The sequence below is a fragment of the Carnobacterium iners genome, assembly GCF_900177385.1.
In the GTDB taxonomy this organism is placed as follows: domain Bacteria; phylum Bacillota; class Bacilli; order Lactobacillales; family Carnobacteriaceae; genus Carnobacterium_A; species Carnobacterium_A iners.
In genome coordinates, this window is the sequence record NZ_FXBJ01000002.1 from 2,016,209 (window position 1) to 2,041,384 (window position 25,176).

Here is a 25,176-nt window from a genome sequence, read left to right on the forward strand (position 1 = left end):
AATCAAGTTTGTTCTTCATCACGTATCCTCTAAAAAAATGAAGTATTGTGAGTATACCCCATTTTAATCCACTTTCTATTGTACGTGTATTTTACCTTTTTGTCTATTTAAACCTAAAAATATTGCTGATAATAATTCTAGAAATATAGCTGATAATAATCTAATTTTTTTAAGTATCATGTACGTATAAGATAAAAAAGGTTTTCAAAAGTATCATACAACTCTTTCTTTCATTATAAATTTGGTCTTTTACATATAAAAAAATAATTTCATTTTAATTGTATGATTATTTAAGTATCTATCGTATAATAATGGAGAGAAAATTAAAGGATGTGTAACGTGAAATTTAATAAATTGATAATTGGAGGTTTATTACTTATAGTAGCAGTCGCAATGATTATTTACGGCTTTTTTTATATTATTCCTGATAAACAAAATGTTGACAGTCAAAAAGAAAGTGACGTTATTGAAGCTGATTATTTCCCTCAGCTATTAAATAGTGTAGGAGAAAACGAAATAGGAGCTGAAATCGTTACTTCTATGGGAACTATTTCAATCAAATTATTTCCAGAATTTGCCCCTAAAGCTGTAGAGAATTTTGTAGGCCTAAGCGAAAAAAGCTACTACGATAAAACTATTTTCCATCGTGTTATTCAAGATTTCATGATCCAAGGTGGCGATCCTGAAGGAACTGGTTTGGGTGGTGAAAGTCTATGGGGCGAGCCATTCGAAGTAGAAACTTCAGATCATCTTTACCATACTAGAGGGGCTTTATCGATGGCTAAGACAAATGCACCAATATCAATCGGAAGCCAATTCTTTATTGTTCAAAACCAGCAAGATATGTCCCATTCTGTTTCTGAAACAACTCCAAATGAAATTGTAAAAACTTATAAAAACGGTGGATATCCATCTCTTGACGGCTCCTATACCGTTTTTGGTCAAGTAATTGAAGGAATGGATGTTGTTGACAGTATTGCATCTTCGGAAACAACTAATAATGATTTACCACTAACTCCGGTCACAATTGAATCTATTACTATACGTGAATAAAACGAAGACAAGGTTGCGCCTTGTCTTCGTTTTTTTATATAACTTAAAATAAAATCAATGACAACCTGAATAATTCATACCTTTAATTTTTTGTTGTTTTTAATCAATTAACACACTTTTTTCAAATTTTTTTCAAATTAACGTTTAATAGTTTTACTTTTTGGTACTTAATTCATTTATTTATTGGTTTCTCATTAAGAAATTACGAATTTTGGGCATAGTTGGTCCTTGGTTTTGATTGGTTTTTTTAAAAAAAATTAAGGAGTTTTTAAATATAATGCCGAATCCTTTGGATTCGATTAAAGACGGCATAAAACTCCGCTTGATAAACATGCGAACTAGAAATTTTTAGATACATTTCTCTCGCAGTACTCACTAGTTTGCCAGCTACTTTGAATAAGCGAAGACGAATCGTATTAATTTGAAGTCCTTTATAATTTTTATCAAAACAAGTTGTACGCAAAAAATTGATTAGGTTGTATGCAAGGACACTTATCATCATACGTGCATGATTTTCAATAAATTTAGGGCTATCTGTCTTATCAAAATAGAAACCATTTTTTGCTTCTTTAATGTAGTTTTCCATAGCACCACGCTTTTTATACGTCTTAAAAACTTGTTTTGATGAAATATTTTCTGAAAAATTTGTGACAATAAACGTATGCTTGAAAAGTAATTCACCCATTTCTCGAATGGATTGAATGCATACTCTACGCGGTTTAGACCAAGACGCTGCTTGATAGGAAACGGAATAATAGTATTCTTCTTTTTCATTCCAAGGATAATTATCGTCGTAATACACAAACTCTTCTGCTAATCGGTATAAATTATTATTATGTTTTAGGCGAATGACAAAGTTTGACCCATATTCTTCGCATAACTCATAAATATCAGGTGTTGCAAATCCACTATCTCCACGCACTAAAATATCTGTCGTAGGGACTGCTTGATTATAATGATCTAATAACGGTTCAAGAAACTCTTTAACTCCTTTAGACGTGTATTGATTTCCTGAACGAAGTTTAGCTTTTAAAAAATCGCCCGTTAATCCATCGAATGCGACTAATGGATGATAACCGTTTGTTCGATAGTGGGCATTATAATCTGTTTGTTCCTGAATACCGAAGGTATCAGAGTGTGTAGAATCCAAATCAATAATCATATTCATATCATTGCGAACAAATCTCGCTTGGTCAATTAATGTTTGATTAAAGGTTTGTAAATCATTAATCGTTTGGTCTGTAATGCGATCAAGAAACCGAGAGATAGTCGGTTGAGAAGCCAAACACTCTTCTTGTGACAGAGTTTGTAATACTGGATCATACTGTAAGATAGTCGCAGACGAATCAGCTTTATAGCCAGCAATTAGTTGAAGAATTAGTTGTTTTAAAATTTTATGGTTAGTGTGTTTCCAATAACGACGATTTTCATTATATGAAGTGAGTTTTTTTGACAATTCTTCAAAATGAAAAGTATCCATTAATTCATCAACTAAAATTAATCCTGAATCACTCGATAAACGACCACCTGTATGAGAGACATATAAATGGTTATTGAATTTCATTGCTTTTTCTTGTAAAGTAATCATTGAGAGAACCCCTTTCTATTGGTTGGTTGTGATGATATAACCATAGCAGAAAGGGGTTCTTTTTTCATCACCTAATGGGTGATAAAGCAAATTAGTTTAAACGCTGTAAAATCAACATCGATTAGTATTTTTAGAAAAGCTATGAATTATTCAGGGACAATAAACAAATTAAATAATTCTTAATAATATACCCCAACTTTGCTATCTAGCCATATTAGATGTTGTTCCAATTCAAAACTGTTTTTCTACCCAAATCGACGGATCATCCGGATTATAATAAGATAATCCTAACTTCCAATGGTCGTCATTCTCACCATCATTTACTTCTAGTTGTTGATTGTCTGTTTAATTATATCGACTCCTACTTTGACCATACTCTGTAGACAAAATAACCATATATACTGAAATAACTCCGTAAATAAATCTGTTTTCTTCTGTATTCGAAAAAATAACAGATGCAAACTGAACATCACTTAGTAAAAATTATGCAGCAATTGAAATGATTAAGGTGAATCTTAATCAAGATTAGCTATAGGCTTTACTCTTATAACTAGATTGAGCTGAATATTTAGGATTGAGTAATTTTTTTGCGTGAATAATTAGATATAAAAAAAGATGGTCATTATTATTTAAAAATCAATCATTACAAAAATAGTTGAAATTGATTTATCTGCAAATCTATCTGGAGTTAAATTGATTCCACAATGGATAATAAGTTATAATTTTAAATTCTTTAGATGTTTTCTAATAACCAGATAAGAAATTAGGCTAATTAAAATGGATACCACTAGTATATATACCTAAATATCAGTTTATTTGAACTGTATCCTCACTCTTCATCATGATAAAAATAGTAACGATATAATCGCTCCACTAAATATATTGAGTAAAAAATAGATTTTTTCCATCTTTCTAACTCAAAGTGAGTTCCCTCATTATCCGAAATAATCATTCCATATTCTAATCCCTGTCTTCCAATATAGGGCAGTAAACCCATAATTGAGTCTATCATTAACAATAAAATTACTGTATAACTAATAAACAAACTAATTTTAAACTCCTTTCTTGCAGCTGATTAGTGATAGCCACTTTCATCTCTTCAAGTTCTTAATCGGTTATTTAAAAAACAGCTGCATTAATTATTCCGATAAATTTAGATAGAAAGCGTCTTTTTTAGACTTGTTTATTTCTATACGATCAAATTCTTTTACTTCAAATCTATTTTTTCAGATTTAATAATATTCCTTTAAATTCTAGTTGCTTGTATACCTTACTTATAGTGTACATATTTATTCCTATATCCCCCGCTAAAATACGAACACTGGGTAAGGTCTCTTCAGGCAATAGCTGTTTAGTTATAACGTCTAATTTTATCTAATAAATCAGTCGTAAATTAGTTAAATATAAATTAGAAAATTGCTTTATAGTCTAGTATGAATAAACAGTAACTAACTCCTTTCTATCAGTATCCGTTTCTATATAATAAGTATAAAAATGGAATGTTTTTCCCAATAAATGAAAACGATTACTCTTTTTGGTTGCTTTTGAACGTTTTTGGTGGTATTATTTTTATGAAAGGAGAATAACTATGTTAACTGAAGAACGTCATACTTATATTCTTACCCAATTAAGAGAATATGGACTTGTGAAATCAAAAGAATTAATGCACTATTTAAACTGTTCTGAGTCGACTATTCGTAGAGACTTAGCTCAATTAGAAGAGCTTGGCGAGCTTTCTAGAATTCACGGTGGTGCAAAAAAAGTTTATCATTTAGACGAAGAATTATCGATATCTGAAAAATCATCCATAAACGTTCAAGAAAAAAAAGAGATTGCTAAACTTGCTGCTCTTTTTATTAAAGAAAACGATACAATTTTCTTAGATGCTGGGACAACCACTCTTTACTTAATTCCTTATTTAAAAAATAAGAATATTCAAGTTGTCACAAACGGAATTCAACATGCTGTATTACTAGCCGACCAACAGACAAAAACTATTTTACTTGGTGGAAATATAAAGTTAAAGACAAAAGCTATTATTGGAACTACAACAATCAGTCAATTAGAAAATTATCGCTTTAATAAATGTTTTTTAGGTATTAATGGGATTGATAGTGAATTCGGTTATACAACTCCTGATATTGAAGAAGCGGCAGTAAAAAAACAAGCTCATTTACACAGTTCAAAAACATTTATACTAGCTGATAAAACAAAATTTAATAAAGTCAGTTTTGCTAAAGTTATTGAATTAGAGGATGCAACCATTTTAACTCAACATTTAGATCCAATTTTGTATAAGAATTATTTTAGTCAAACAACAATAAAGGAGGATGCAAAATGATTTATACCGTTACACTCAATCCCTCCATTGATTATATTGCTGAGGTTCCTAGTTTTAAATTAGGTTCCTTAAATCGTATGACTCGTGATCTTAAGTTACCAGGTGGAAAGGGAATAAACGTTTCTAGGGTGCTTAAACAATTAGGACACCATTCAGTCGCTTTAGGCTTTTTAGGTGGCTTTACAGGCGAATTCATTCAAGATTGGCTAATTAAAGAAAAAGTAGATACACATTTTACAGTTATAAAAGAAGATACACGAATTAATGTCAAGTTAAAATCCAATCAGGAAACTGAAATAAATGCTATTGGGCCCGTGATTTCTGTTAACGAAGCGGCTAAGTTCTTAAAAGAAATTGAAAAAATCTCTTCTACTGACGTCGTTATTCTCTCAGGAAACCAACCAGAATCATTGCCAAAAAATTTTTATAAACGCATTATATTAGCTATAAAATCTACTGGCGCTGAATTTGTTATGGATACAACTGGGCAGACTTTGCTAGATTCTCTAGCTTTTTCTCCTATACTTGTTAAACCAAATCATCACGAGTTAGCTGAAATGTTTAACGTTTCATTTCAGTCAGTTGAAGAAATGGTTCCCTATGGAAAAAAATTAATTGAACTAGGTGCGACATATGCCCTTATCTCAATGGCTGGTGACGGTGCCTTGTTCTTTTCAGCTAAAGAAGTTTATCAATCTAATGTTCCAAAAGGCATAGTAAAAAATTCAGTCGGTGCTGGTGATTCAATGGTTGCTGGATTTATTGGTACATTACTAAAAGAAAAAAATCCACTACTAGCTTTTAAAACGAGTGTAGCTACCGGAAGTGCGACTGCTTTTTCAGATGACTTAGCTAAGAAAGATGAAGTTGAACAATTAATTTCTCAAGTCTCCATTCATTTAATTCATACAATCTAATTAGGAGGAACTCCAATGAAAATAACTGATTTATTGCTTAAGAATATCATGATTATGGATTTAAAATCTACAAGAAAAGAAGCAGCCATTGATGAAATGATTGCTAGCTTAGCTGCCCAAAATCGTATTGGTGATATAGCTTTGTTCAAACAAGGAATTTTGGATCGCGAGGCACAAACATCTACGGGTCTTGGCGACGGAATTGCCATGCCACATGCTAAAAATGCTGCTGTTAATGAAGCTACAGTACTTTTTGCTAAAAGTTCAAATGGGATTGACTATGAGGCTTTAGACGGTCAACCTACTCATTTATTTTTTATGATTGCCGCTCCAGAAGGTGCAAACGATACTCATTTACAGGCCCTAGCGAGCTTAGCCAGACTGTTGGTTAGTCCCGAATTTGTTGCATCGTTAAGAAATGCGAATACGCCTGAAGAGGTCCACTCTTTATTTGAAAATGCTGAGAAAGAACGACTTGAAAAAGAACACGAAGAACAAAAAGATCAAGAAACCCCTAAACAAGACACTTCTCGTCCATTCGTTATTGCAGTTACTGCTTGTCCTACTGGTATCGCTCATACTTATATGGCGGAAGATGCATTAAAGAAAAAAGCTGCTGAAATGAATATTGATATCAAAGTTGAAACAAACGGGACTGAAGGTGTCAAGAATCGCTTATCAGCAAATGATATTAAGCGAGCTGCGGGTGTTATCATAGCGGCAGATAAAAATGTTGAAATGAATCGTTTTGATGGAAAACATTTACTTCAACGTCCTGTAAGTGATGGAATTCGTAAACCTGCGGAACTAATCGAAAAAGCAATGAATAAACAAGCTCCTATCTACTATGCCAACGATAGTGGCAATTCAAATAGAGAAGACAATGAGGGTGGTTCTGTTTTAAGTAAAGTATATAAAGACTTAATGAACGGCATCTCTCATATGCTTCCATTTGTAGTCGGTGGCGGAATTTTGTTAGCTTTATCTTTCTTAGTTGAACCCTATTTTGGTGATAAGAGTGAAATTTTCATTTTCCTCAATTCATTAGGTGGCAATGCCTTTAGATTCTTGATTCCAATTTTAGCCGGCTATATTGCAATGAGTATCGGTGATAGACCCGGTCTTATGCCTGGTATGGTTGGTGGTTTTATGGCAGTAGAAAGCAATGCTGGTTTCTTAGGCGGATTAGCTGCAGGATTTATTGCGGGTTACTCTATCCTTCTATTAAGAAGAGTATTAAAAGGAATACCTAAATCTTTAGAAGGTCTAAAATCAATCTTACTTTACCCTGTTCTTTCTTTATTAATTATTGGTTTCTTAATGTACTTTATTGTTGATCCAGTTTTCTCTACTATTAATACAGCTATGATTAACTTCCTAGAAAACTTAGGTACTGGAAATGCTGTTTTGTTAGGAGCTTTACTAGGTGGAATGATGGCTATCGATATGGGCGGACCGTTCAATAAAGCTGCATATACCTTCTCAATTGGTATTTTCACAGATACAGGCGATGGTAGTCTGATGGCAGCTGTAATGGCTGGTGGGATGATTCCTCCTCTAGCTATCGCTTTAGCAAGTACTCTTTTCAAAAATAAGTTTACAGCAGATGAAAGAAAATCTGGACTAACAAATTATATCCTAGGTCTTTCGTTTATCACTGAAGGTGCGATACCCTTTGCTGCAGCGGATCCTTTGAGAGTCATCACCTCATCTGTTGTAGGAGCTGCAATTGCTGGCGGACTAACACAATTTTGGAATATTTCTATTCCTGCTCCACACGGTGGTATTTTTGCGATTGGTCTTTCTAATCACGCCTTATTGTTCTTAGTAACTTTAGCCATTGGAATGGTTATCTCTGCATTAATTTTAGGTTTTTGGAAGAAAACAATCACTGAAGAATTAAGCTAACGTAATAAATAAAAAAACCCGTATTCGTTTTATCCTTTGCCATCCACATGAGCAAAAGAGAAACGAATACGGGTTTTGTTTTGTTTTGACTAAACTAACTTACTTTAAGTATTCGTTAAAGAACTTTAGCTAAAAAAATTTTTCGTTCTTGCTGCGGATAATCAAATAGCTGCTCTGGTATTCCTTTTTCAACAATATAACTAGCATCCATAAAAATAACACGGTCTGCTACTTCCTTAGCAAAACCCATTTCGTAAGTAACAATAATCATTTTCACACCTGTTTCAGCTAAATCTTGAATAGCTCTCAAGACTTCTCCAATCATTTCTGGATCTAAAGCGGATGTTGGTTCATCAAAAAGCATTAATTTAGGATTCATTGCCAAAGCCCTAGCAATCACAACTCGTTGTTGTTGTCCACCCGATAGACTGGCGGGAAAAGAGTTTTTTTATCCGAAAGACCTACTTGATTTAATAACTTTTTCGCCTGTTCTTAGGCTTCTTTTTCATTTATTCTAACGACTTTAATTAGTGTAATTTTCAAGTTCTCTGCTACCGATAAATTAGGAAATAAGTTAAAACTCTGAAAAACCATTTCAATTTTCTCTCTTAAATTATTTACTTTATTTTCAATTAGTGCTGCTAAGATATTCTGCTCAAAAGTAATTTCACCACTAGTAGGAATTCCCAATAAATTTAAACACCTTAATAAAGTACTTTTACCAGCGTCTAAAGATCCAATAATAGCGACCACTTCATTTTTTTAACTTCTCCACTAATATCTATTAAAACTTCATTTTCCCCAAAGCTCTTCTTTAGGTGCTTAAATTCGATCATGATTCGTCTTCCTTTCATAATAGTTCAATAGTTTAGTTAAACTAAATATTAACATAAAGCAGATAACCATTGTAACTGTTAGAGGAGCAATTCCTCTATAAGAATGTGATAGCACAATCTTTGTTTGGAAAATTAAATTACTTACTCCAATAATATACAATTGAACTCTCTTTGATAACAGTTATAAATTCATTACTCAAAGCTGGCCAAATATTTTTTAGTGCCTACAGAAAAATAATATAGCACATAGCTATCTGTTTGCTCATATCTAAACTTCTTGTTGCTTCAGTTTGCCCCTTATCAACAGAATATAGCCCCGAACGAATAATTTCACATATATAAGCTCCACTATTTAAAGATACAGCTATAATATCTAAAGCAAACGCCAGGATATTAATTAAGTAGCCTACTGCAAAGTAAATGAACGTAATATGAATGACCATTGGCGTTCCTCTAACAAACTCTACATACGCTGTTGCTAGAATACGAATGAACTCTCTTTCTGATATTCTCATTAAAGACAAGATAACTCGTAGGATACTTCCAAAAAATACACCTACGACAGAAATTAAGATTGTGTAATTTGTTTCTTTAGCAAAATAGCGTCAATAGTTAATCAATGTTTTTGTTTGTTCTTGTAGTCCTTGACTTTCTTTTAGTTTGTTCTTGTAGTCCTTGACTTTCTTTTAATAACTGTCCAGCTTCTTTCAGGTATTCTTCAGTTGAATTATTCTCTTTTATTGTTGCAATAGTTTGATTAATCGCTACAACAATATTACTCGATGCTTTTTTTTCAGCTACTGCTGCACCTTGATCATCTCCTTCTACTTTAAAATTCCCCTCAAATGTAGCTAAATCTGTATTATTTGCTACGTATGCCATTGCACTAGGTTTTACCATAATAATCGCTTCTATTTTATTGGTCTTTAAAGCTAAGATTAAATCAGTTATCTTTGATAAACTCATAATAGAAGGTTTTGGTATTTGATCTTTTGTTATTGATTCTTGAATTGAACCTGTTTGTACACCAATCTTTTTAGCATTCAAATTTCCTTTAGATGTATAGATTTCATTGTCTGACGGACAAACCACGATATTTCCCCACCTATGTAGTAAACATCTGAAAAATCTACACTTTCTCTTCTCTCATCTGTTGCACTCATCCTTGCTAATATTATGTCTACTTTACCAACTTCTAAAGCCGACAATAAAATATCAAATCTAATATCTTTAACGTTTAATTTGACACCTAAATCTTCTACAATTTTTTCTGCAATAGAAATATCCATACTAACAATATTATCTTTTCCGTCAATTGTTGCATGAATTCACATGGTAGAAAGTCTACACTTGTTCCTACAACTAATGTACCTTTCAATTTGATGTTTTCTACTGATTCATCTGCTACTAAGACAGGCAAAGATGGTAAAAATATAATAGTAAAAAAATTGTGAAAATAACAAACATTTTTTTATCATTATTTCCTCCTGTATTTTTAAGTCTTATGTAATCTAATAGAAAGAGAATATTTATGCAATATTAGTTTGTTTTAATCATAAAAAAACGAATGAAATATTCCCTACTACTTAGATAATCACCTATTCTAATAACTTTTTAACTCGCCAGCAAAATGAAATAGTAGCATTTTACCATTAATAGAGTTAAACTAGACTTACAACTAAATTAAATCATAAGGTAGGAGGTAGTTTTTTATGGGACAGTTTTTTAAATCCGATACAAGCATCGACGAACTATTTTCAAAATTTGCACTTGATCCTGAAGAAGCACCCAGTGCAAAAGAAAAGACTGATAAAGAAGTAGATAAAAATAAAATAAATCCTGATAAAAAAAATAAATAAAACAACTCTCTTCGATAGGAAGAGAGTTGTTTTATTTTAGTCTATTCTTTTTCTACTTTGTTCTTCTGAGAAACCATTTGGGTAACGTTTTGTTAATTTTTCGATATTTTGGATAGCAACTGTCTCAAAAGGTATATCTGCCCACTCGGCAATTTGAGATAAGTACCAAAGAACATCTCCCATTTCTTTCACTAACTCTTTCTTATCTAAATCATGTCCATGGAACGTATATTTTTTAATTAAATCTACTAACTCCCCAGATTCACTGGCCACTCCTAATGCACAATTAGTTAATACTTGTTCATTTCCATACAAAGTGCGACTTGCTAGTTTTTGATATTCATTAAATTCCATTTTTAAAACCCCTTTTTCAATTATCCAAATACATTCCAACTCAATTAATCTTTATTTTTTTTCTTAGCTAGGTATCCTTCAATTAATCCCCATGCCTCGTCTTTACCTTCACCAGTCTCTGATGAAAATAAGACAAAATCATCTTCTGGATCAAAACCAAGAGACTCTTTAGATATTTTTGTGTGCTTATTCCATTTACTTCTAGGTATTTTATCAGCTTTTGTTGCTACTACAATTATAGGAATGCCAAAGTGTTTAAGAAATTGATACATCTGCTTATCGTCTACTGTAGCTGGATGTCTAAAATCAATTACACACAGAGTCACCCTTAAAGGTTCTCTCTGAGTGAAATAAGTTTCTAACATTTCTCCCCATTTTGCACGTTCTGTTTTAGAAACTTTCGCATACCCGTATCCAGGAACATCAACAAAATAAAACTTATCTTCGATAATATAGTAATTAAGTGTTTGTGTTTTTCCTGGTTTGCTTGACGTACGGGCTAATCCTTTTCGATTGATTAATGTATTTATAAAAGAAGATTTCCCAACGTTTGAGCGCCCTGCTAAAGCAACTTCTGGTAAACCAGTTCTTGGATATTGGGCAGGTGAAACAGCACTGATTACAATATCAGCTTTATTAACTTTCATATTTTTATCTCCATCTCTTAACTGAATTCTTTCATTATTTTAACATAAATAGACATCAATAACATTTTTTTCTTTTCCAGAAAAGAATAGTATTTGTTTTATCCTGTTTTCATTCTTAAAGTTGTTTTGAAAGCCCTTAGTCCAAAAAGTAAAGAACCTCCAAAAAGATACCTTTTTGAAGGTTAAAAATAAATTACTATTTTATAAAGACTTAATCGATTTTTTCTCCTTTTTCATTATAGAAAACAGGAAGTCCATTTCCATTAACTGTTTCGTCCGTTATAACACATTTTGAAATTTCAGGACGACTTGGTAAATCAAACATAATTTCTAACATAATATTCTCAATAATTGAACGTAAACCACGGGCACCAGTATTGCGTTCAATTGCTTTTTTAGCAATTTCTCTAAGAGCCGTTTCTTCAAATTCTAATTCTACATTATCTAACAACAATAACTTTTTATATTGTTTTTCTAGCGCATTCTTAGGTTTAGTAAGAATATGAACCAAGTCATCTTCTGTTAACTTTTCTAAAGCAGCCATAACTGGTAATCTTCCAATAAATTCTGGTATTAAACCAAATTTTAGTAAATCTTCAGGGATAATTTTTTGCATAACACTTTCGTCACTATTCCCCATTTTTTTAGAAGAACCAAAACCAATAACTTTTTCTCCCATTCTACTTTTAACGATTGCTTCAATACCGTCAAAGGCTCCTCCAACAATAAATAGAATATTGCTTGTATCTAATTGAATAAATTCTTGATTAGGGTGCTTTCTTCCTCCTTGAGGGGGGATATTAGCTACTGTACCTTCTAATATTTTTAAGAGAGCCTGTTGAACTCCTTCTCCACTAACATCACGTGTAATAGAGACGTTTTCTCCTTTACGAGCAATCTTATCGATTTCATCGATATAGATAATTCCTTTTTGAGCACGTTCTACATCAAAATCGGCAGCTTGCATTAATTTCAATAAGATATTCTCAACATCTTCACCAACGTAACCAGCTTCAGTCAGGCTAGTTGCATCCGCAATAGCAAACGGAACATCTAGAATACGTGCCAAACTTTGCGCTAGGAATGTTTTTCCTGAACCAGTAGGTCCAATCAAACAGATATTGCTTTTTTGTAATTCAACGTCATCATCTTGTGATTCTACTTGATTAATTCGTTTGTAATGATTATAAACCGCTACTGAAAGAGACTTTTTAGCTTGTTCTTGCCCAATAACATAATCATTTAAAATCCTTCTAATTTCTTGTGGTTTAGGTACTTCTAAGAACTCACCATAACCTGCATCACTAAATTCTTCATCAATGATTTCTTTACATAAGTCGATACATTCATTACAAATATAAACTCCTGGACCTGCAACTATTTTTTTCACTTGATCTTGTGATTTTCCGCAAAATGAACAATTTATAGGACCTTTTGTTTCTTCATCAATAAACATAATTATTTGTCCACCTCTATTCTCATTCATGCTTACTAAAACAATGACTCATTATTTTAACATTAATAAGCTCTTTCAAACTCATATAATCATAGCATACTCTATTTTTATTTTCCATAATTCTTGCTTTAATGATCTACGCGTACTCTACGATAGTAAAGAAAAGAACTTCAAAAGTTACTTACCCTTTGAAGTTCTTTCCTTCAATTTTTTCAACGAAATTAGTCTAGGTTATTTATTTTTCTACAGATGTAGATGTAATTAAATCAATAGCTTTTTTCATAGAAATATCGTGTTTCAACATGTCTGGAGTTAACGCAGCACGAACAGCTTTCTCTTCCATTCCATATTGTCCAGCTAATTCTTTAATTTCAGCTTCTACTTCTTCTTCAGATGGCGCAAATGCTTCTGCTTCAACGATTGCTTCAAGAACTAGGTTTGTGCGTGTTCTTAATTCAGCATCGCTTTCCATTTGTTTGTGTAAATCTTGTTCTGTTGTTCCTGTCATTTGGTAATACATTTCAGGTGAAACACCTTGACGTTGCATATCATTTAGGAATGTATCCATTTGACGGTGAACTTCGTCATGTATCATTGAGCCTGGTATTTCTTCAATTGTAACATTGTCAACTGCTTGACGAATAGCTGCTTCTTCTAGAGCTTCATCTGCTGCAGCATTTTTTGCTTCAACCAATTTTTTCATTGTTTTTTCTTTTAATTCAACTAACGTTTCAACATCTTCGTCTACATCTTTGGCAAATTCGTCATCCAGTGCAGGTAATTCTTTTGCTTTCACTTCATGTACAGTTACTTTAAAGACTACTCCAGCACCCTTTAAATCTTCTTCATGATATTCTTCAGGGAAAGTAACCGTTACATCTAATTCATCATTCGCTTTAGTTCCGATTAATTGTTCTTCGAAACCGGGGATGAATGAGTTTGAACCAATTTCTAGTGAATGATTTTCACCTTTTCCACCATCAAATGCAACTCCGTCTTTGTACCCGTCAAAGTCAATCACAACAGTGTCGCCTTCAGCTGCTGCTGCTGCTTTTAAAACAAGTTCAGCTTGCTGTTCACGTTTTGCTTCTAAATCAGCATCTACGTCAACATCAGTAACTTCACGATCTTGTTTCTCAACGGTTAAACCTTTATATTCACCTAATTTAACTTCTGGTTTTACAGTAACAATTGCTTCAATAACCCAAGGTTGTCCAGCTTCCATTGATTTAACATCAATTTTAGGTTGAGCAACAGGTTCGATACTAGCTTCTACAAGCGCTGCTTCATATTGTTCTGGTAATACAGCATTTAGAGCATCTTCATAAAGAGAAGCTTCGCCATACATTTTGTTGAATACTTGACGTGTTACTTTACCTTTACGGAAACCAGGTACGCTCAACGTTCCTTTTACTTTGTTAAAGGCTGTATTCATGCCTTCTTTAATTTTTTCTTCTGAAATTTCAAATGTTAATACACCATCGTTAGTGCCTTTTTTTTCCCAATTTACAGTCATTTATATTTCCCTCCGAAACAGTCTATTATTTGACAATTCTTTTCAAAATTGCATACTCCTTAATCTTACACTATACCTTTATTTTTGTAAATACAAACAGGCCAAAGACTGTACTTTACTCCATATTTTTAATTAAATCCATGTTTGTATTTCTTCATTTAATCGATACATCCACTTTTCTATTTTTTTCTGCGCTACAGATTCTTTCTCATCTTTGCTTCCTTCATGCAATTGATTGTATCTTTTCAGGTACAATGTTACCCATTCGCTTGGCGATTTTATTACTTCATCAATAAAGGGATACAAAATCATAAAATGCAAGTTTACTTCTTGACTAATCACTTCAAATAATATTGGATCGCTATTTTCGATTGTTTCTTTTAAAATAAGTTCTATTTCTTGAACGGCTCTAGTTTTTGCTATTGGAAGCATCTCTATTGGTTTAATTACCCGTTGTTCACCGAACCATTCTAAGATAATTGCATTTTCTACTTTTCTATCGATTAGGTATTCAATCGTAGTCGTCTTAACTATACTGTTAACATATGGGTTACTTAATAAGCTACTAGCTGCTTTTATAAATTGTGGCAAAGGTAATTCTTTTGCCTCTTTAAGCGTATGTGTTTGTTTTTCAAACGATTGATTTCCCATCGAAAAAATATTTTTTGTTATTGTTTCATTTTTTTTTTCATTTTGTATTCTTACTTGCTCTTTTTCTTTTTCGATACTTTCGAGTTGAGAATGCCATTTTAAGTCACTATCATTCGTTTGTGATAATTTCTCTTTCACTATTTTTTCTGCCTGAATAAAAAAATGTCCTTTAATTAAAATAGTTACATAAAAAAGAGTTAAATTATCTTCACTCTTATAATAGTTTATTTCCTTATCTGCGATAATTTTAGCTTTTTTATATTGTCCATTTTGATAAAGTGCCGTAACATAAAATGAATTTATATTTAGCTCTTGTTTAATAGCATAGGCTTTTTCAAAAAAAAGAATGGCTTCTTTCATATTGCCTAAATCGAAAGAGTCAATCGCCTTTTTTAAATACGTCTCATAGTTTTTAGGAAATTCAATCTTTTCACCCACGTTATTCACCCAATCTTTTTATGCTTTTTTATTTAGTGTAACACACTAATGATTCTAATTATTTTTATGTATGCAATAAAAAAGCACAACTTCATTAACCTAATAGACTTTATCCAAAAATTAAAGAAAAGTTAAAAGGTTAAATAAGTTGTGTGCTTTTTTTAATATTTTCGAAATCTTTGGTATCTTTCTTCGATTAATTCACTAGGTGATTTAGGTGTTAATTCATTCAGTGCTCCAATTAATTTTGATTTCAGATTTTCTAAAATTGTTCCATTATCCAACAAAATATTTTGATCTGTTTCTGGAATAATCTGATCAATAATATCCAATCCTAATAAATCCGCAGCTGTTAATTTCATTATCTCAGCAGCTTCACCAGCTCTTGAAGCATCTTTCCATAAGATAGAAGAAAATCCTTCTGGTGAAAGAATAGAATACATTGTATGTTCCATCATCCAAACTTGGTTCCCCATCGCTAGCGCAAGAGCTCCACCACTTCCACCTTCTCCAACAATAAGAGAAATAATTGGAACCTTCAACTGGCTCATCTCAATTAAATTTCGAGCGATTGCTTCTCCTTGGCCACGTTCTTCTGCTTGAACACCACAGTAAGCACCTGATGTATTAATGAACGTTATGATTGGTCTTTGAAATTTTTCAGCTTGTTTCATCAAACGCAAAGCCTTTCGATACCCTTCTGGATGTGGGGAACCAAAGTTGCGTTCGATATTTTCTGTTAACTCATGACCTTTTTGATTTCCAATCACCGTAACAGATTGTCCGTTTAAAGTAGCTATTCCACCTACAATAGCTTTGTCATCGCGGAATGAACGATCTCCATGAAACTCTATAAAATTCTCAAAAATTTCTTCAAAGATTTCTAAAGCTGTCAATCGAGATGTTTTTCTAGATAGAACAACAATTTCACTTGCTTCATTCAATTGTTTCACCTTCTTCTATATAAATTCTCTTTTTTAGATAGTTAATTTTATTGATGCAGTTTTAAAATAAGACCTAGTGTTTCTTTTAGGTCTACTCTAGGAATAATCTTATCGATAAATCCATTTTTTAGGACAGACTCTGCTAATTGAAAATCATCCGGCAAGGTTTCTTTGATTGTTTGCTCGATAACTCGTCTTCCTGCAAAGCCGACTAGTGCTCTTGGCTCCGATAGGATAATATCGCCTTGCATAGCGAAGCTTGCGGTCACACCACCAGTTGTTGGATCTGTTAAAACAGTAATGTACAATAAGCCTTCTTTACTATGTCGCGCTACCGCTGCACTGATTTTAGCCATTTGCATTAAGGATAAGATTCCCTCTTGCATGCGAGCACCACCTGAAGCCGTAAAAATAACGATAGGCAACTTTTCTTTTGTGGCACGTTCAAGTGTTCTTGTAATTTTTTCTCCTACAACACTGCCCATACTACCCATAATAAAATGAGAGTCCATCACACAAATCGCTGCTTCGATACCTTCAATAGAAGCTTTACCGGTTACAACCGCTTCATGTAAATTAGTTTTAGATTGTACGTTAGAAATTTTTTCGTCATAATTTGGAAAATCAAGAGGATTCTTAAAAGCAATATCTACATTCCATTCTTCAAAAGTTCCTTCATCTACCGTTAATTTAATTCGTTTCTTAGCGTCTATTCTAAATGTATAGCCACATTTTGGGCAAATTTTTTCAGAGCCCAAATCCTTTCCATAAATGGATCGTTTACAATTTGGACATTGTGTAAACATTCCTTCTGGAACTTTCGCAGCATCTTTCTCGTCTTCCAATCGTGAACTTTTAGTAATGGGTATAAAAGCTCTTTTTTTAAACAGTCTCACTTTCTCACCTCTTTTTACACTTGATACCTCTTATTCAACACGTGGTTTCCATTCTTTAAGAAAGGTATCTTGTAAGAAGCTAGTATCGTATGATCCGTTGACAAAACGTTCGTCTGCCAATAAATCTTCTTGAAAGAATTGATTGCTGATAATTCCTTCGATAACTAACTCACCTAAAGCACGCTTCATTTTCGCAATAGCTTCCGCGCGGTCAGCGCCTTTAGTAATAATTTTTGCAACCATCGCATCGTAATAAGGAGGAATAACATAGCCCGCGAACATTGCGCTTTCTACTCTCAATCCATTTCCGCCACTGGGCATCATTAGATAAGTAATTTTACCTGGTGAGGGCGCAAAGTTAAATGCTGGATTTTCTGCGTTAATCCGACATTCAATTGTGTGGCCTGTAATTCTAACATCTTTTTGTTTAATTGTCAGTTTATATCCACTAGCAATTGTTAATTGTTCTTTAACAATATCAATTTCAGTTGCCATTTCAGTAACTGGGTGTTCTACTTGTATTCGTGTATTCATCTCCATAAAATAAAAATGACCAGATTGATCTAATAAAAATTCAATCGTCCCAGCGTTTTTATAGCCTACAAATTTTGCAGCACGAACGGCTATATCGCCTAATTCTTTGCGTTGCTTTTCGCTTATAGCAACAGAAGGAGACTCTTCGATAACTTTTTGATTATTGCGCTGTAGAGAACAATCTCTTTCGCCTAAATGAATAACATTTCCATAGTGATCGGCTAGCAATTGAACTTCAATATGACGTGCATGTTCAATTATTTTTTCCATATACATACGGTCGTCTCCGAAAGCGGCTTTAGCCTCAGTTTTAGCACTATTGAAAGCAGCATTTAGTTCTTCACTTTTATAAACTTTTCTAATCCCTTTTCCACCACCACCGGCAGCAGCTTTTAACATAACTGGATAACCCAATTTATCTGCAAGTTCTTTAGCTTTTTCAGTATCGGTGATAAAGCCATCACTTCCAGGAATAACGGGCACACCTGCTTGTATCATTAAGTCTCTTGCATTAGATTTATTCCCCATTTGTTCAATGGTTTCAGAATCTGGTCCAATAAAAACAACATTCATTTCTTGACACATCGTAGCAAAAGTACTGTTTTCTGATAAGAAACCAAAACCAGGATGAATAGCCTGAGAGTTAGTTACGTCTGCAGCACTTAAAATGCTTTGCATGTTGAGATAAGAGTCTGTCGCTTTTGCTGGTCCTATACAAATTGCCTCATCGGCTAATTGCATATGCAAGGCATCACGGTCAGCTTCTGAATAAACAGCTACTGTTTGAATACCGAGTTCGCGGCAAGCTCTAATGATTCGAACAGCTATTTCTCCACGGTTCGCTATTAATACTTTTTTAAACATCTGTTTATCTTCCAATAATGAAAGTTAGTTCAACTTCACAAACTTTTTTTCCATCAACGTATGCTACGCCTTTACCGATACCTGCATACTCTTTTAATTTAATAATATCTACAACTAGCATTAATTGATCACCAGGAACGACTTTTTTACGGAATTTCACTTTATTCATTCCACCTAAATAAGCTGTTTGACCTTTAAATCGATCTAATGTTAATAATGGAATAGAACCAGCTTGCGCCAATGCTTCTAAAATATAAACGCCAGGTAAAACAGGCTCTCCTGGGAAGTGCCCTTGAAAAACTTCTTCATTAATAGTTACGTTTTTTAAAGCCGTGACGTGTTCCCCTGGTATCATTTCATCAACGCGATCAATAAAGTAAATTGGGTAACGATTTGGAATTAAGGCTTGGATTTCTGCAATATTCATTTTAGTCATGTTTTATATTCCCCCTATATAATTCTGAAAAGTGGCTGATTGTATTCAACAACCTGCTCATCTTCTACGTAAATTTCTGCAATTGTTCCTTCAACTTCACTTTTAATTTCATTCATTAATTTCATTGCCTCTACAATACAAAGAACATCTCCGACTATAACCGGATCGCCGACCTTCTTAAAGATAGGTTGATCTGGCCCAGAAGACATATACGTTACACCAACCAAAGGTGACAGAATCATGTTTCCTTCTTTTACTTGTTCTATCTCAGATTCATTAGCTTTAATCGTCTCATCTTTTTTTAAAATCATTTCTGGTTTAGTCGATGTAGTTTTCACACTAGAGGGAGCTTCATTTGAACGAGTATCATTATTTGGCTGTTGAGCACTTTGTAAAGAATGTGTATTTTTACTCATTCGCATTGAAACATTATCCATTTGCAAATCAAATTCTGTTAAATCAGATTGATTGACTAGTGCAAGTAGTTCTTTAACTTGATTGAAATCCATTATTGACCCTCCCATTTTTTGAAACAAGTGACAGCATTATGGCCACCGAATCCTAATGAGTTATTTAAAGCATACTTCGTTTCAGTCTTTCTACCTACTCCTGGTATATAATCCAACTCACATGCTTCATCTTGGACTTTCAAGCCGATTGTTGGAGGTAAGAAACCTTCTTGAAGTGCCTTGATACATGCGATCGCTTCAATTGCACCAGCAGCACCTAATAAATGCCCTGTCATACTTTTAGTACTTGAAATCGCAACTTTTTTAGCTAATTCTTCGCCGAATGCATATTTAATTGCCATTGTTTCAGCAGAATCGTTTGCTGGTGTACTTGTTCCATGAGCATTGATATAGCCAACAGTCTCTGGTGCAATACCCGCTTCTTCCATAGCATTTATCATCGCTTTTCCAGCTCCACTACCATCAGGTGTTGGTGCAGTCATATGATAACCATCTCCGGTCGAACCATATCCTACAATTTCACCGTAGATTGTTGCTTTTCTTCCTAATGCATGGTCTAGACTTTCTAGCATCAAAACTCCTGCTCCTTCACCCATTACAAAACCAGTACGTTCTTTGTCAAATGGAATAGATGCACGATCTGGATCTGTACTAGTAGAAAGCGCCGTTAATGCAGCAAAACCAGAAATACCAATCTCATCAACTGTTCCTTCTGCTCCACCTGCTAGAATAACGTCTGAATAGCCATGTTTAATATTACGATACGCTTCTCCAATAGAGTTATTCCCTGATGCACAAGCTGTCACAATAGAAGTGTTAATTCCTTTTGTGCCAATTGCAATTGAAATATTGCCTGCAACCATATTGCCTATTGCCATTGGAACGAAAAGTGGAGCTACACGTTGTGGTCCTTTGTCGTGCATTTTTATAATTTGTTCTTGCATCGCATTTAATCCACCAATACCAGAACCTACGATTACTCCAAAACGATCCATATCCGTTTTTTCTGTGTTAATTCCACTCATTTCAACAGCCTGAACAGCTGCAGCAACACCGTATCTAGAAAATTCATCCATTCTTTTAGCGATTTTGCGAGGCATATATTTTGTTGGATCAAAATCTTTTAATTCGCCAGCAACACTTATCCCTGTTTCAGTTGCATCAAATTTCGTAATTGGTCCAATACCATTTTTACCTTCTTTTAACCCATTCCAAAACTCATCAACTGTGTTGCCTAAAGGGGTAACTGCACCCATTCCTGTAATTACTACACGATTTGTCATTATAAAGTCTCCTTTTCTAACCATTCATTACCATACCACCGTCAACATTGATTACTTGACCGGTAATATAGTTATTTTCACTTAAGAATACTGCTACACGAGCAACATCATCGACATTCCCAAAACGTTTTAATGGAACTTGCCCAACTGCTACTTCTTTCATTTTATCTGATAGGACATCTGTCATTTCTGTTTCGATAAAACCTGGCGCGATAGCATTAACTGTGATTCCTCTAGCAGCTAATTCTCTAGCAGCTGATTTTGTTAAACCAATAACACCTGCTTTGCTGGCAGCATAGTTGGCTTGACCAACGTTTCCTACTAAACCAACTACACTAGACATGTTGATAATCGTACCACTTCGTTGCTTTAACATAACTTTCGTTGCGTGACGGATAGTATTAAATGTTCCTTTTAGATTGACTGAAAGAGTTTGATCAAAATCATCCTCAGACATACGCATCAAAAGTTTATCATTGGTGATTCCTGCATTGTTTACTAAAACATCAATACTACCAAAAACTTCTTTGGTTTCGTCAATCAACTGTTTCGCTTTGTCAAAATCACTCATATCTCCTAAAATGGTATGAACTTTTGCTCCATAAGATTGAATTTCTGCAATTAATTCGGCGGGGATAGGATTACGACCATTTAATACAATGTTCGCACCTGTTTTTGCAAAAGCTATGGCAATTGCTTTACCTATTCCTCTTGAACTACCAGTAACAATAACTGTTTTATTTTCTGTCGTCATGTACTCATTCCTTTTTTAAAAGATAATGACTGCACTGCTTTGAACAATTCCAGTCATTTTATAGTGTCGTTAATTTAGTTAGTGTTTTTTCTAAAGATATTTTATTTTCAACATTCATAGTCGTCACAGATTTATCAATTTTTTTAATAAAACTACTCAATGTTTTACCTGGACCAACTTCAATAAACGTGTCCACGCCCAAATCAATCATTTTTCTAACACTGTCTTCCCAATAAACTGGGGACATAACTTGCTTGACCATAATTTCGGCAATTTCTTCTTTAGATGAAAATTCTTTAGCCGTTGTATTGCTAACGATTGTTAATTGCGGTTCATTAATTGTTATGTGTTCAATTTCTTTCGCCAATTGTTCTGCTGCCGGAGCAAGTAAAGAGGTATGAAATGGTCCACTTACTTGTAGTGGAACAACTCGTTTAGCGCCTTTTTCTAATAAAAGTTTTCCAGCTTTTTCGACTGCCTCTTCTAGACCAGCAATAACAATTTGACCAGGCATATTGTAGTTAGCTGGGGAGACAACTCCTAAATTACTGGCTTCTTCACAGGCCTCGATTACACTAGCACGATCTAATCCCATTACCGCACTCATAGCGCCTAGACCTTCCGGAACAGCTTCTGTCATATACTGTCCTCTTTTTTTAACTAGTTTGACTGCTGTTTGGAAATCTAATACCTCAGCTTTGACAAAAGCACTGTACTCCCCAAGACTAAGACCCGCCACCACTTCTGGCACTATCCCTTTTCCCCTTAACAAAGCATCTATTGCTAGACTAAGAGTTAAGATAGCTGGTTGTGTATAGGTTGTTTTATTGAGTAAGTCGTTTTCTTCAAAACAAAGAGCCGCTACATCCATATGTAAGGCTGTACTAGCTTCATCAAATACAGTTCTAACTACTTCATACTCCTCATAAAGATCTTGGCCCATTCCTGAATATTGAGCACCTTGACCACTGTATACAAAAGCAATCTTCATTTGTATGACTCCTAACTATTAAGCTTATTATAAAAAAATTAAACTAAGTTATTATTTAGCTATTCTTTCATTTAAAAAAATACCAGAAATCCTTGGAAGCCAATAGGAACTTCTTTCAGCTTTCTGATATTTTCATTAATAAAGCATTATTTATTTAATAGACCCAATAGGCCCGCTTGTTTTTCTACAACCGTTTTGTATTCATCCATTAATTCATGAATGATTTCCTCACAGCTTTGCTCTTTTTTGACTAGTCCAGCACTTTGTCCAGACATAAATGAGCCACTAACTTTATCGCCATCTACTACAGCCTTTTTCAAAGCGCCTTTTCCTAATGCTTCTAAAAGAGAAAGGTCTGGATTTTCATCACTTGTAATAGATTTTTCTACTTTTAAGTATTCTCTTGTTAGTTTATTCCGCAACACTCTTACTGGATGTCCTGTAATCAATCCGGTTACGACAGTATCAATATCTTTTGCTTTTAAGATAAAATCTTTAAAGTTTCTATGAGCATTACACTCATAAGCAACAACAAATCTTGTACCTAGCTGAGCTGCAGAAGCACCTAAAGCCATAACAGCTGCTACTCCACGTCCATCTGCAATACCACCAGCTGCAATAACCGGTATAGAGACCTGATCGACCACTTGGGGAACAAGATTCATAGTCGTTGTTTTACCGATATGACCGCCTGCTTCCATTCCTTCACAGATAACAGCATCTGCACCTTCTTGCTGCATTCTTCTAGCTAAAGCAACAGAAGCTACTACAGGGATAACAACAGTGCCAGCAGCTTTGAATTGTTCCATGTACCTTCCTGGACTACCCGCACCTGTTGTAACGACTCTTATCTTCTCTTCGCAGACTAATTTTACAACTCCATCTACGTGAGGTGAAAGAAGTAAAACATTAATACCAAAAGGTTTATCTGTTAATTTTTTTGTTTCAGCGATTAATCCACGAACAGTCTCTACATCAGCATGTCCACAAGCTAAAACACCTAATCCACCTGCATTTGATACTGCACTTACTAGACTTGGGTCTGCAACCCAAGACATTGCACCTTGGATAATAGGATATTTAATACCAAGTTTTTCAATTAATTCAGCTTGCATACAGGATTCCTACTTTCTCATTGTTTCTACTTATTTTTTAGCTAATTCAGCTTCTACAAATGTTACGATATCTTGAACGGTGTTTAAACCTTCTTCTGATTCAATTTTGATATCAAATTCATCTTCAATATCATTGATAATTTGGAATAAATCTAAACTATCTGCTTCTAAGTCCTCACGGAAATTGGTCGCTAATTGTACTTCTTCTTCCTCTTTGTCTAATTGGTCCACGATAATTGCTTGAATTTTTTCGAATGTCATTTTTGTTTCCTCCATATAATATGATTTTTTTGCTTAATTTTATAGCTTAAGCCCACTACTTATTTCTTTTTATTAAATTCGGATTAGTATTGAACCCCAAGTAAGTCCTCCACCAAATCCAGTTAATATAATTTTTTTACCTGTTCCCAGAACCAAATCACCAGATGAAACAAGTTCGTCTAATAATATTGGAATACTCGCTGCAGATGTATTACCATAGTCAGAAATATTTAAAGCAAATTGCTCAAATGGTATTTTTAATTTTTTAGCAATGGCTTGGATAATGCGAGAATTGGCTTGATGTGGTAAAATCCGTTCGACATCTGATAAATCAATCCCTGCAGTTTCAACAACCGCTTTGATACTTTTTGGTACGCTGCGTATTGCAAAATCAAATATTGCTCTACCTTCCATTTTCAAGTGGATATCTGCTGGATTTTTTTCATTTTGACTATAAGGATTAGAAACAGGTAATGCACCAGTTGTTAAAGCTAAACCGCGACTACCGTCAGAATGAATATCTTCTGCTATAAAACTGCCTTGCGAAGGGGTGTTCTCTAGCAATACACCGCCAGCACCATCTCCAAATAAAACAGCCGTACCACGATCATCCCAGTCTATGATTTTAGACATTACTTCGCCACCCAAGACTAAAGCATAGTGAAATTTACCACTACTTAACATTTTTTCAGCAACGGATAACGCATAGATGAAACCTGAACAAGCTGCACTTACATCAAAAGCCATGCTTTTACTTGCTCCGATATAATCTTGTACCAAACAAGCTGTTGAAGGACTTAAATAATCAGGAGACATTGTTGCAACAATAATTAAATCAACTTTATCAGCTGAAATAGTAGCTTTTCCTAAAATATCTAGAGCTGCCTTTCCGCATAAAACTGATGTATTTTCAGTTTCGCTTATTCGTCGATTCTCAATTCCTGTTCTCGTTTTAATCCATTCATCACTCGTGTCCATAATAGCTTCTAGATCTTTATTAGAGACTATTTTTTTGGGAACGTAACTTCCAGTACTAATAATTTTTGCTTGCATTCAGTTCAACT

At 34.0% G+C, this 25,176-nt stretch carries 26 protein-coding genes and 1 pseudogene; 5 read left to right on the forward strand and 22 right to left on the reverse strand.

What is annotated here, in order from left to right:
• Positions 1–330: 330 nt before the first annotated feature.
• Positions 331–1,053: a peptidylprolyl isomerase gene (locus tag B9Y54_RS09600; protein ID WP_090005100.1), complete on the forward strand. Its 723-nt coding sequence runs from the start codon at positions 331–333 to the stop codon at positions 1,051–1,053.
• A gap of 268 nt (positions 1,054–1,321) precedes the next feature.
• On the opposite strand, the gene B9Y54_RS09605 is transcribed toward B9Y54_RS09600, so the two are convergent.
• Complete coding sequence (locus B9Y54_RS09605) at positions 1,322–2,641, reverse strand: IS1380 family transposase (protein WP_085558730.1); 1,320 nt, start codon at positions 2,639–2,641, stop codon at positions 1,322–1,324.
• Positions 2,642–3,859: 1,218 nt separating this feature from the next.
• Complete coding sequence (locus B9Y54_RS13205; RefSeq protein ID WP_085560047.1) at positions 3,860–4,015, reverse strand: GntR family transcriptional regulator; 156 nt, start codon at positions 4,013–4,015, stop codon at positions 3,860–3,862.
• A gap of 214 nt (positions 4,016–4,229) precedes the next feature.
• On the opposite strand from B9Y54_RS13205, the gene B9Y54_RS09620 reads away from it, so the two are divergent.
• From B9Y54_RS09620 to B9Y54_RS09630, 3 genes are read left to right on the forward strand one after another with little or no spacing between them, the layout of a single operon-like run.
• Positions 4,230–4,982 (forward strand): DeoR/GlpR family DNA-binding transcription regulator, encoded by a 753-nt coding sequence (locus tag B9Y54_RS09620; RefSeq protein WP_085560048.1) that lies wholly within the window; start codon positions 4,230–4,232, stop codon positions 4,980–4,982.
• Positions 4,979–5,899 carry a 1-phosphofructokinase gene (pfkB, locus tag B9Y54_RS09625; RefSeq protein ID WP_085560049.1) on the forward strand — a complete coding sequence of 307 codons (921 nt, stop codon included), beginning with the start codon at positions 4,979–4,981 and terminating at the stop codon, positions 5,897–5,899. The genes B9Y54_RS09620 and pfkB overlap by 4 nt, the downstream gene beginning before the upstream one ends.
• 15 nt (positions 5,900–5,914) lie before the next feature.
• A complete protein-coding gene (locus tag B9Y54_RS09630; protein ID WP_085560050.1) occupies positions 5,915–7,807 on the forward strand; it encodes a PTS fructose transporter subunit IIABC in 1,893 nt (630 codons plus the stop codon).
• Between the two features lie 115 nt (positions 7,808–7,922).
• On the opposite strand, the pseudogene B9Y54_RS09635 reads toward B9Y54_RS09630, so the two are convergent.
• The 4 genes and pseudogenes from B9Y54_RS09635 to B9Y54_RS09650 all read right to left on the reverse strand — a co-directional run bounded on the left by B9Y54_RS09635 (position 7,923) and on the right by B9Y54_RS09650 (position 9,932).
• Positions 7,923–8,643, reverse strand: a pseudogene (locus B9Y54_RS09635) (amino acid ABC transporter ATP-binding protein).
• Positions 8,644–8,867: 224 nt separating this feature from the next.
• Complete coding sequence (locus B9Y54_RS09640) at positions 8,868–9,218, reverse strand: ABC transporter permease subunit (RefSeq protein WP_085560051.1); 351 nt, start codon at positions 9,216–9,218, stop codon at positions 8,868–8,870.
• A 37-nt stretch (positions 9,219–9,255) separates the two neighbouring features.
• A complete protein-coding gene (locus B9Y54_RS09645; RefSeq protein ID WP_159446081.1) occupies positions 9,256–9,735 on the reverse strand; it encodes a type 2 periplasmic-binding domain-containing protein in 480 nt (159 codons plus the stop codon).
• Positions 9,687–9,932 (reverse strand): transporter substrate-binding domain-containing protein, encoded by a 246-nt coding sequence (locus tag B9Y54_RS09650; protein ID WP_085560053.1) that lies wholly within the window; start codon positions 9,930–9,932, stop codon positions 9,687–9,689. The genes B9Y54_RS09645 and B9Y54_RS09650 overlap by 49 nt, the downstream gene beginning before the upstream one ends.
• 423 nt (positions 9,933–10,355) lie before the next feature.
• Here B9Y54_RS09650 and B9Y54_RS12565 point away from each other — a divergent pair, with 423 nt between their 5' ends.
• Complete coding sequence (locus B9Y54_RS12565) at positions 10,356–10,502, forward strand: hypothetical protein (protein ID WP_177173731.1); 147 nt, start codon at positions 10,356–10,358, stop codon at positions 10,500–10,502.
• A 36-nt stretch (positions 10,503–10,538) separates the two neighbouring features.
• Here B9Y54_RS12565 and B9Y54_RS09655 read toward each other — a convergent pair whose 3' ends face one another.
• The 16 genes from B9Y54_RS09655 to B9Y54_RS09730 all read right to left on the reverse strand — a co-directional run bounded on the left by B9Y54_RS09655 (position 10,539) and on the right by B9Y54_RS09730 (position 25,165).
• The gene (locus B9Y54_RS09655; protein ID WP_085560054.1) at positions 10,539–10,856 is read right to left on the reverse strand and encodes a nucleoside triphosphate pyrophosphohydrolase family protein; all 318 of its coding nucleotides are present in this window, start codon (positions 10,854–10,856) and stop codon (positions 10,539–10,541) included.
• Between the two features lie 44 nt (positions 10,857–10,900).
• Positions 10,901–11,503: a ribosome biogenesis GTP-binding protein YihA/YsxC gene (gene yihA, locus B9Y54_RS09660; protein WP_085560055.1), complete on the reverse strand. Its 603-nt coding sequence runs from the start codon at positions 11,501–11,503 to the stop codon at positions 10,901–10,903.
• A gap of 211 nt (positions 11,504–11,714) precedes the next feature.
• Positions 11,715–12,959, reverse strand: coding sequence for an ATP-dependent protease ATP-binding subunit ClpX (gene clpX / locus B9Y54_RS09665; protein ID WP_085560056.1), 1,245 nt, complete (start codon positions 12,957–12,959; stop codon positions 11,715–11,717).
• A gap of 235 nt (positions 12,960–13,194) precedes the next feature.
• Entirely contained in the window at positions 13,195–14,475 is a 1,281-nt protein-coding gene (gene tig / locus B9Y54_RS09670) for a trigger factor (RefSeq protein ID WP_085560057.1), read from the reverse strand.
• Between the two features lie 132 nt (positions 14,476–14,607).
• Positions 14,608–15,564 (reverse strand): tetratricopeptide repeat protein, encoded by a 957-nt coding sequence (locus B9Y54_RS09675; RefSeq protein WP_085560058.1) that lies wholly within the window; start codon positions 15,562–15,564, stop codon positions 14,608–14,610.
• Between the two features lie 161 nt (positions 15,565–15,725).
• Positions 15,726–16,508 (reverse strand): acetyl-CoA carboxylase carboxyl transferase subunit alpha, encoded by a 783-nt coding sequence (locus B9Y54_RS09680; protein ID WP_085560059.1) that lies wholly within the window; start codon positions 16,506–16,508, stop codon positions 15,726–15,728.
• Positions 16,509–16,555: 47 nt separating this feature from the next.
• Positions 16,556–17,404 (reverse strand): acetyl-CoA carboxylase, carboxyltransferase subunit beta, encoded by an 849-nt coding sequence (accD, locus tag B9Y54_RS09685; protein WP_085560060.1) that lies wholly within the window; start codon positions 17,402–17,404, stop codon positions 16,556–16,558.
• 30 nt (positions 17,405–17,434) lie between these two features.
• Positions 17,435–18,802: an acetyl-CoA carboxylase biotin carboxylase subunit gene (locus B9Y54_RS09690; RefSeq protein ID WP_085560061.1), complete on the reverse strand. Its 1,368-nt coding sequence runs from the start codon at positions 18,800–18,802 to the stop codon at positions 17,435–17,437.
• A gap of 4 nt (positions 18,803–18,806) precedes the next feature.
• Positions 18,807–19,238: a 3-hydroxyacyl-ACP dehydratase FabZ gene (fabZ, locus tag B9Y54_RS09695; RefSeq protein ID WP_085560062.1), complete on the reverse strand. Its 432-nt coding sequence runs from the start codon at positions 19,236–19,238 to the stop codon at positions 18,807–18,809.
• 14 nt (positions 19,239–19,252) lie between these two features.
• Positions 19,253–19,747 (reverse strand): acetyl-CoA carboxylase biotin carboxyl carrier protein, encoded by a 495-nt coding sequence (gene accB / locus B9Y54_RS09700; protein ID WP_085560063.1) that lies wholly within the window; start codon positions 19,745–19,747, stop codon positions 19,253–19,255.
• Positions 19,747–20,991, reverse strand: a complete 1,245-nt coding sequence (gene fabF / locus B9Y54_RS09705) for a beta-ketoacyl-ACP synthase II (RefSeq protein ID WP_085560064.1) — start codon at positions 20,989–20,991, stop codon at positions 19,747–19,749. The genes accB and fabF overlap by 1 nt, the downstream gene beginning before the upstream one ends.
• A 16-nt stretch (positions 20,992–21,007) precedes the next feature.
• A complete protein-coding gene (gene fabG / locus B9Y54_RS09710) occupies positions 21,008–21,745 on the reverse strand; it encodes a 3-oxoacyl-[acyl-carrier-protein] reductase (protein WP_085560065.1) in 738 nt (245 codons plus the stop codon).
• A gap of 58 nt (positions 21,746–21,803) precedes the next feature.
• Positions 21,804–22,736, reverse strand: a complete 933-nt coding sequence (gene fabD, locus B9Y54_RS09715) for an ACP S-malonyltransferase (RefSeq protein ID WP_085560066.1) — start codon at positions 22,734–22,736, stop codon at positions 21,804–21,806.
• 146 nt (positions 22,737–22,882) lie between these two features.
• Positions 22,883–23,851 carry an enoyl-[acyl-carrier-protein] reductase FabK gene (gene fabK, locus B9Y54_RS09720; RefSeq protein WP_085560067.1) on the reverse strand — a complete coding sequence of 323 codons (969 nt, stop codon included), beginning with the start codon at positions 23,849–23,851 and terminating at the stop codon, positions 22,883–22,885.
• Between the two features lie 30 nt (positions 23,852–23,881).
• A complete protein-coding gene (locus B9Y54_RS09725) occupies positions 23,882–24,112 on the reverse strand; it encodes an acyl carrier protein (RefSeq protein ID WP_085560068.1) in 231 nt (76 codons plus the stop codon).
• 72 nt (positions 24,113–24,184) lie between these two features.
• The gene (locus B9Y54_RS09730) at positions 24,185–25,165 is read right to left on the reverse strand and encodes a beta-ketoacyl-ACP synthase III (RefSeq protein ID WP_085560069.1); all 981 of its coding nucleotides are present in this window, start codon (positions 25,163–25,165) and stop codon (positions 24,185–24,187) included.
• Positions 25,166–25,176: the final 11 nt, after the last annotated feature.

Coding starts and splice junctions, on each gene's coding strand:
- B9Y54_RS09650 (WP_085560053.1), bottom strand. CDS start 9,932: ATGGATATTTCTATTGCAGAAAAAATTGTAGAAGATTTAGGTGTCAAA.
- B9Y54_RS09690 (WP_085560061.1), bottom strand. CDS start 18,802: ATGTTTAAAAAAGTATTAATAGCGAACCGTGGAGAAATAGCTGTTCGA.
- fabK (WP_085560067.1), bottom strand. CDS start 23,851: ATGCAAGCTGAATTAATTGAAAAACTTGGTATTAAATATCCTATTATC.
- pfkB (WP_085560049.1), top strand. CDS start 4,979: ATGATTTATACCGTTACACTCAATCCCTCCATTGATTATATTGCTGAG.
- B9Y54_RS09620 (WP_085560048.1), top strand. CDS start 4,230: ATGTTAACTGAAGAACGTCATACTTATATTCTTACCCAATTAAGAGAA.
- tig (WP_085560057.1), bottom strand. CDS start 14,475: ATGACTGTAAATTGGGAAAAAAAAGGCACTAACGATGGTGTATTAACA.
- fabZ (WP_085560062.1), bottom strand. CDS start 19,238: ATGACTAAAATGAATATTGCAGAAATCCAAGCCTTAATTCCAAATCGT.
- B9Y54_RS09630 (WP_085560050.1), top strand. CDS start 5,915: ATGAAAATAACTGATTTATTGCTTAAGAATATCATGATTATGGATTTA.
- B9Y54_RS09605 (WP_085558730.1), bottom strand. CDS start 2,641: ATGATTACTTTACAAGAAAAAGCAATGAAATTCAATAACCATTTATAT.
- accB (WP_085560063.1), bottom strand. CDS start 19,747: ATGGATTTCAATCAAGTTAAAGAACTACTTGCACTAGTCAATCAATCT.
- fabG (WP_085560065.1), bottom strand. CDS start 21,745: ATGACGACAGAAAATAAAACAGTTATTGTTACTGGTAGTTCAAGAGGA.
- yihA (WP_085560055.1), bottom strand. CDS start 11,503: ATGAAAGTTAATAAAGCTGATATTGTAATCAGTGCTGTTTCACCTGCC.
- B9Y54_RS09725 (WP_085560068.1), bottom strand. CDS start 24,112: ATGACATTCGAAAAAATTCAAGCAATTATCGTGGACCAATTAGACAAA.
- clpX (WP_085560056.1), bottom strand. CDS start 12,959: ATGTTTATTGATGAAGAAACAAAAGGTCCTATAAATTGTTCATTTTGC.
- fabD (WP_085560066.1), bottom strand. CDS start 22,736: ATGAAGATTGCTTTTGTATACAGTGGTCAAGGTGCTCAATATTCAGGA.
- B9Y54_RS12565 (WP_177173731.1), top strand. CDS start 10,356: ATGGGACAGTTTTTTAAATCCGATACAAGCATCGACGAACTATTTTCA.
- B9Y54_RS09730 (WP_085560069.1), bottom strand. CDS start 25,165: ATGCAAGCAAAAATTATTAGTACTGGAAGTTACGTTCCCAAAAAAATA.
- fabF (WP_085560064.1), bottom strand. CDS start 20,991: ATGACAAATCGTGTAGTAATTACAGGAATGGGTGCAGTTACCCCTTTA.
- B9Y54_RS09655 (WP_085560054.1), bottom strand. CDS start 10,856: ATGGAATTTAATGAATATCAAAAACTAGCAAGTCGCACTTTGTATGGA.
- B9Y54_RS09600 (WP_090005100.1), top strand. CDS start 331: ATGTGTAACGTGAAATTTAATAAATTGATAATTGGAGGTTTATTACTT.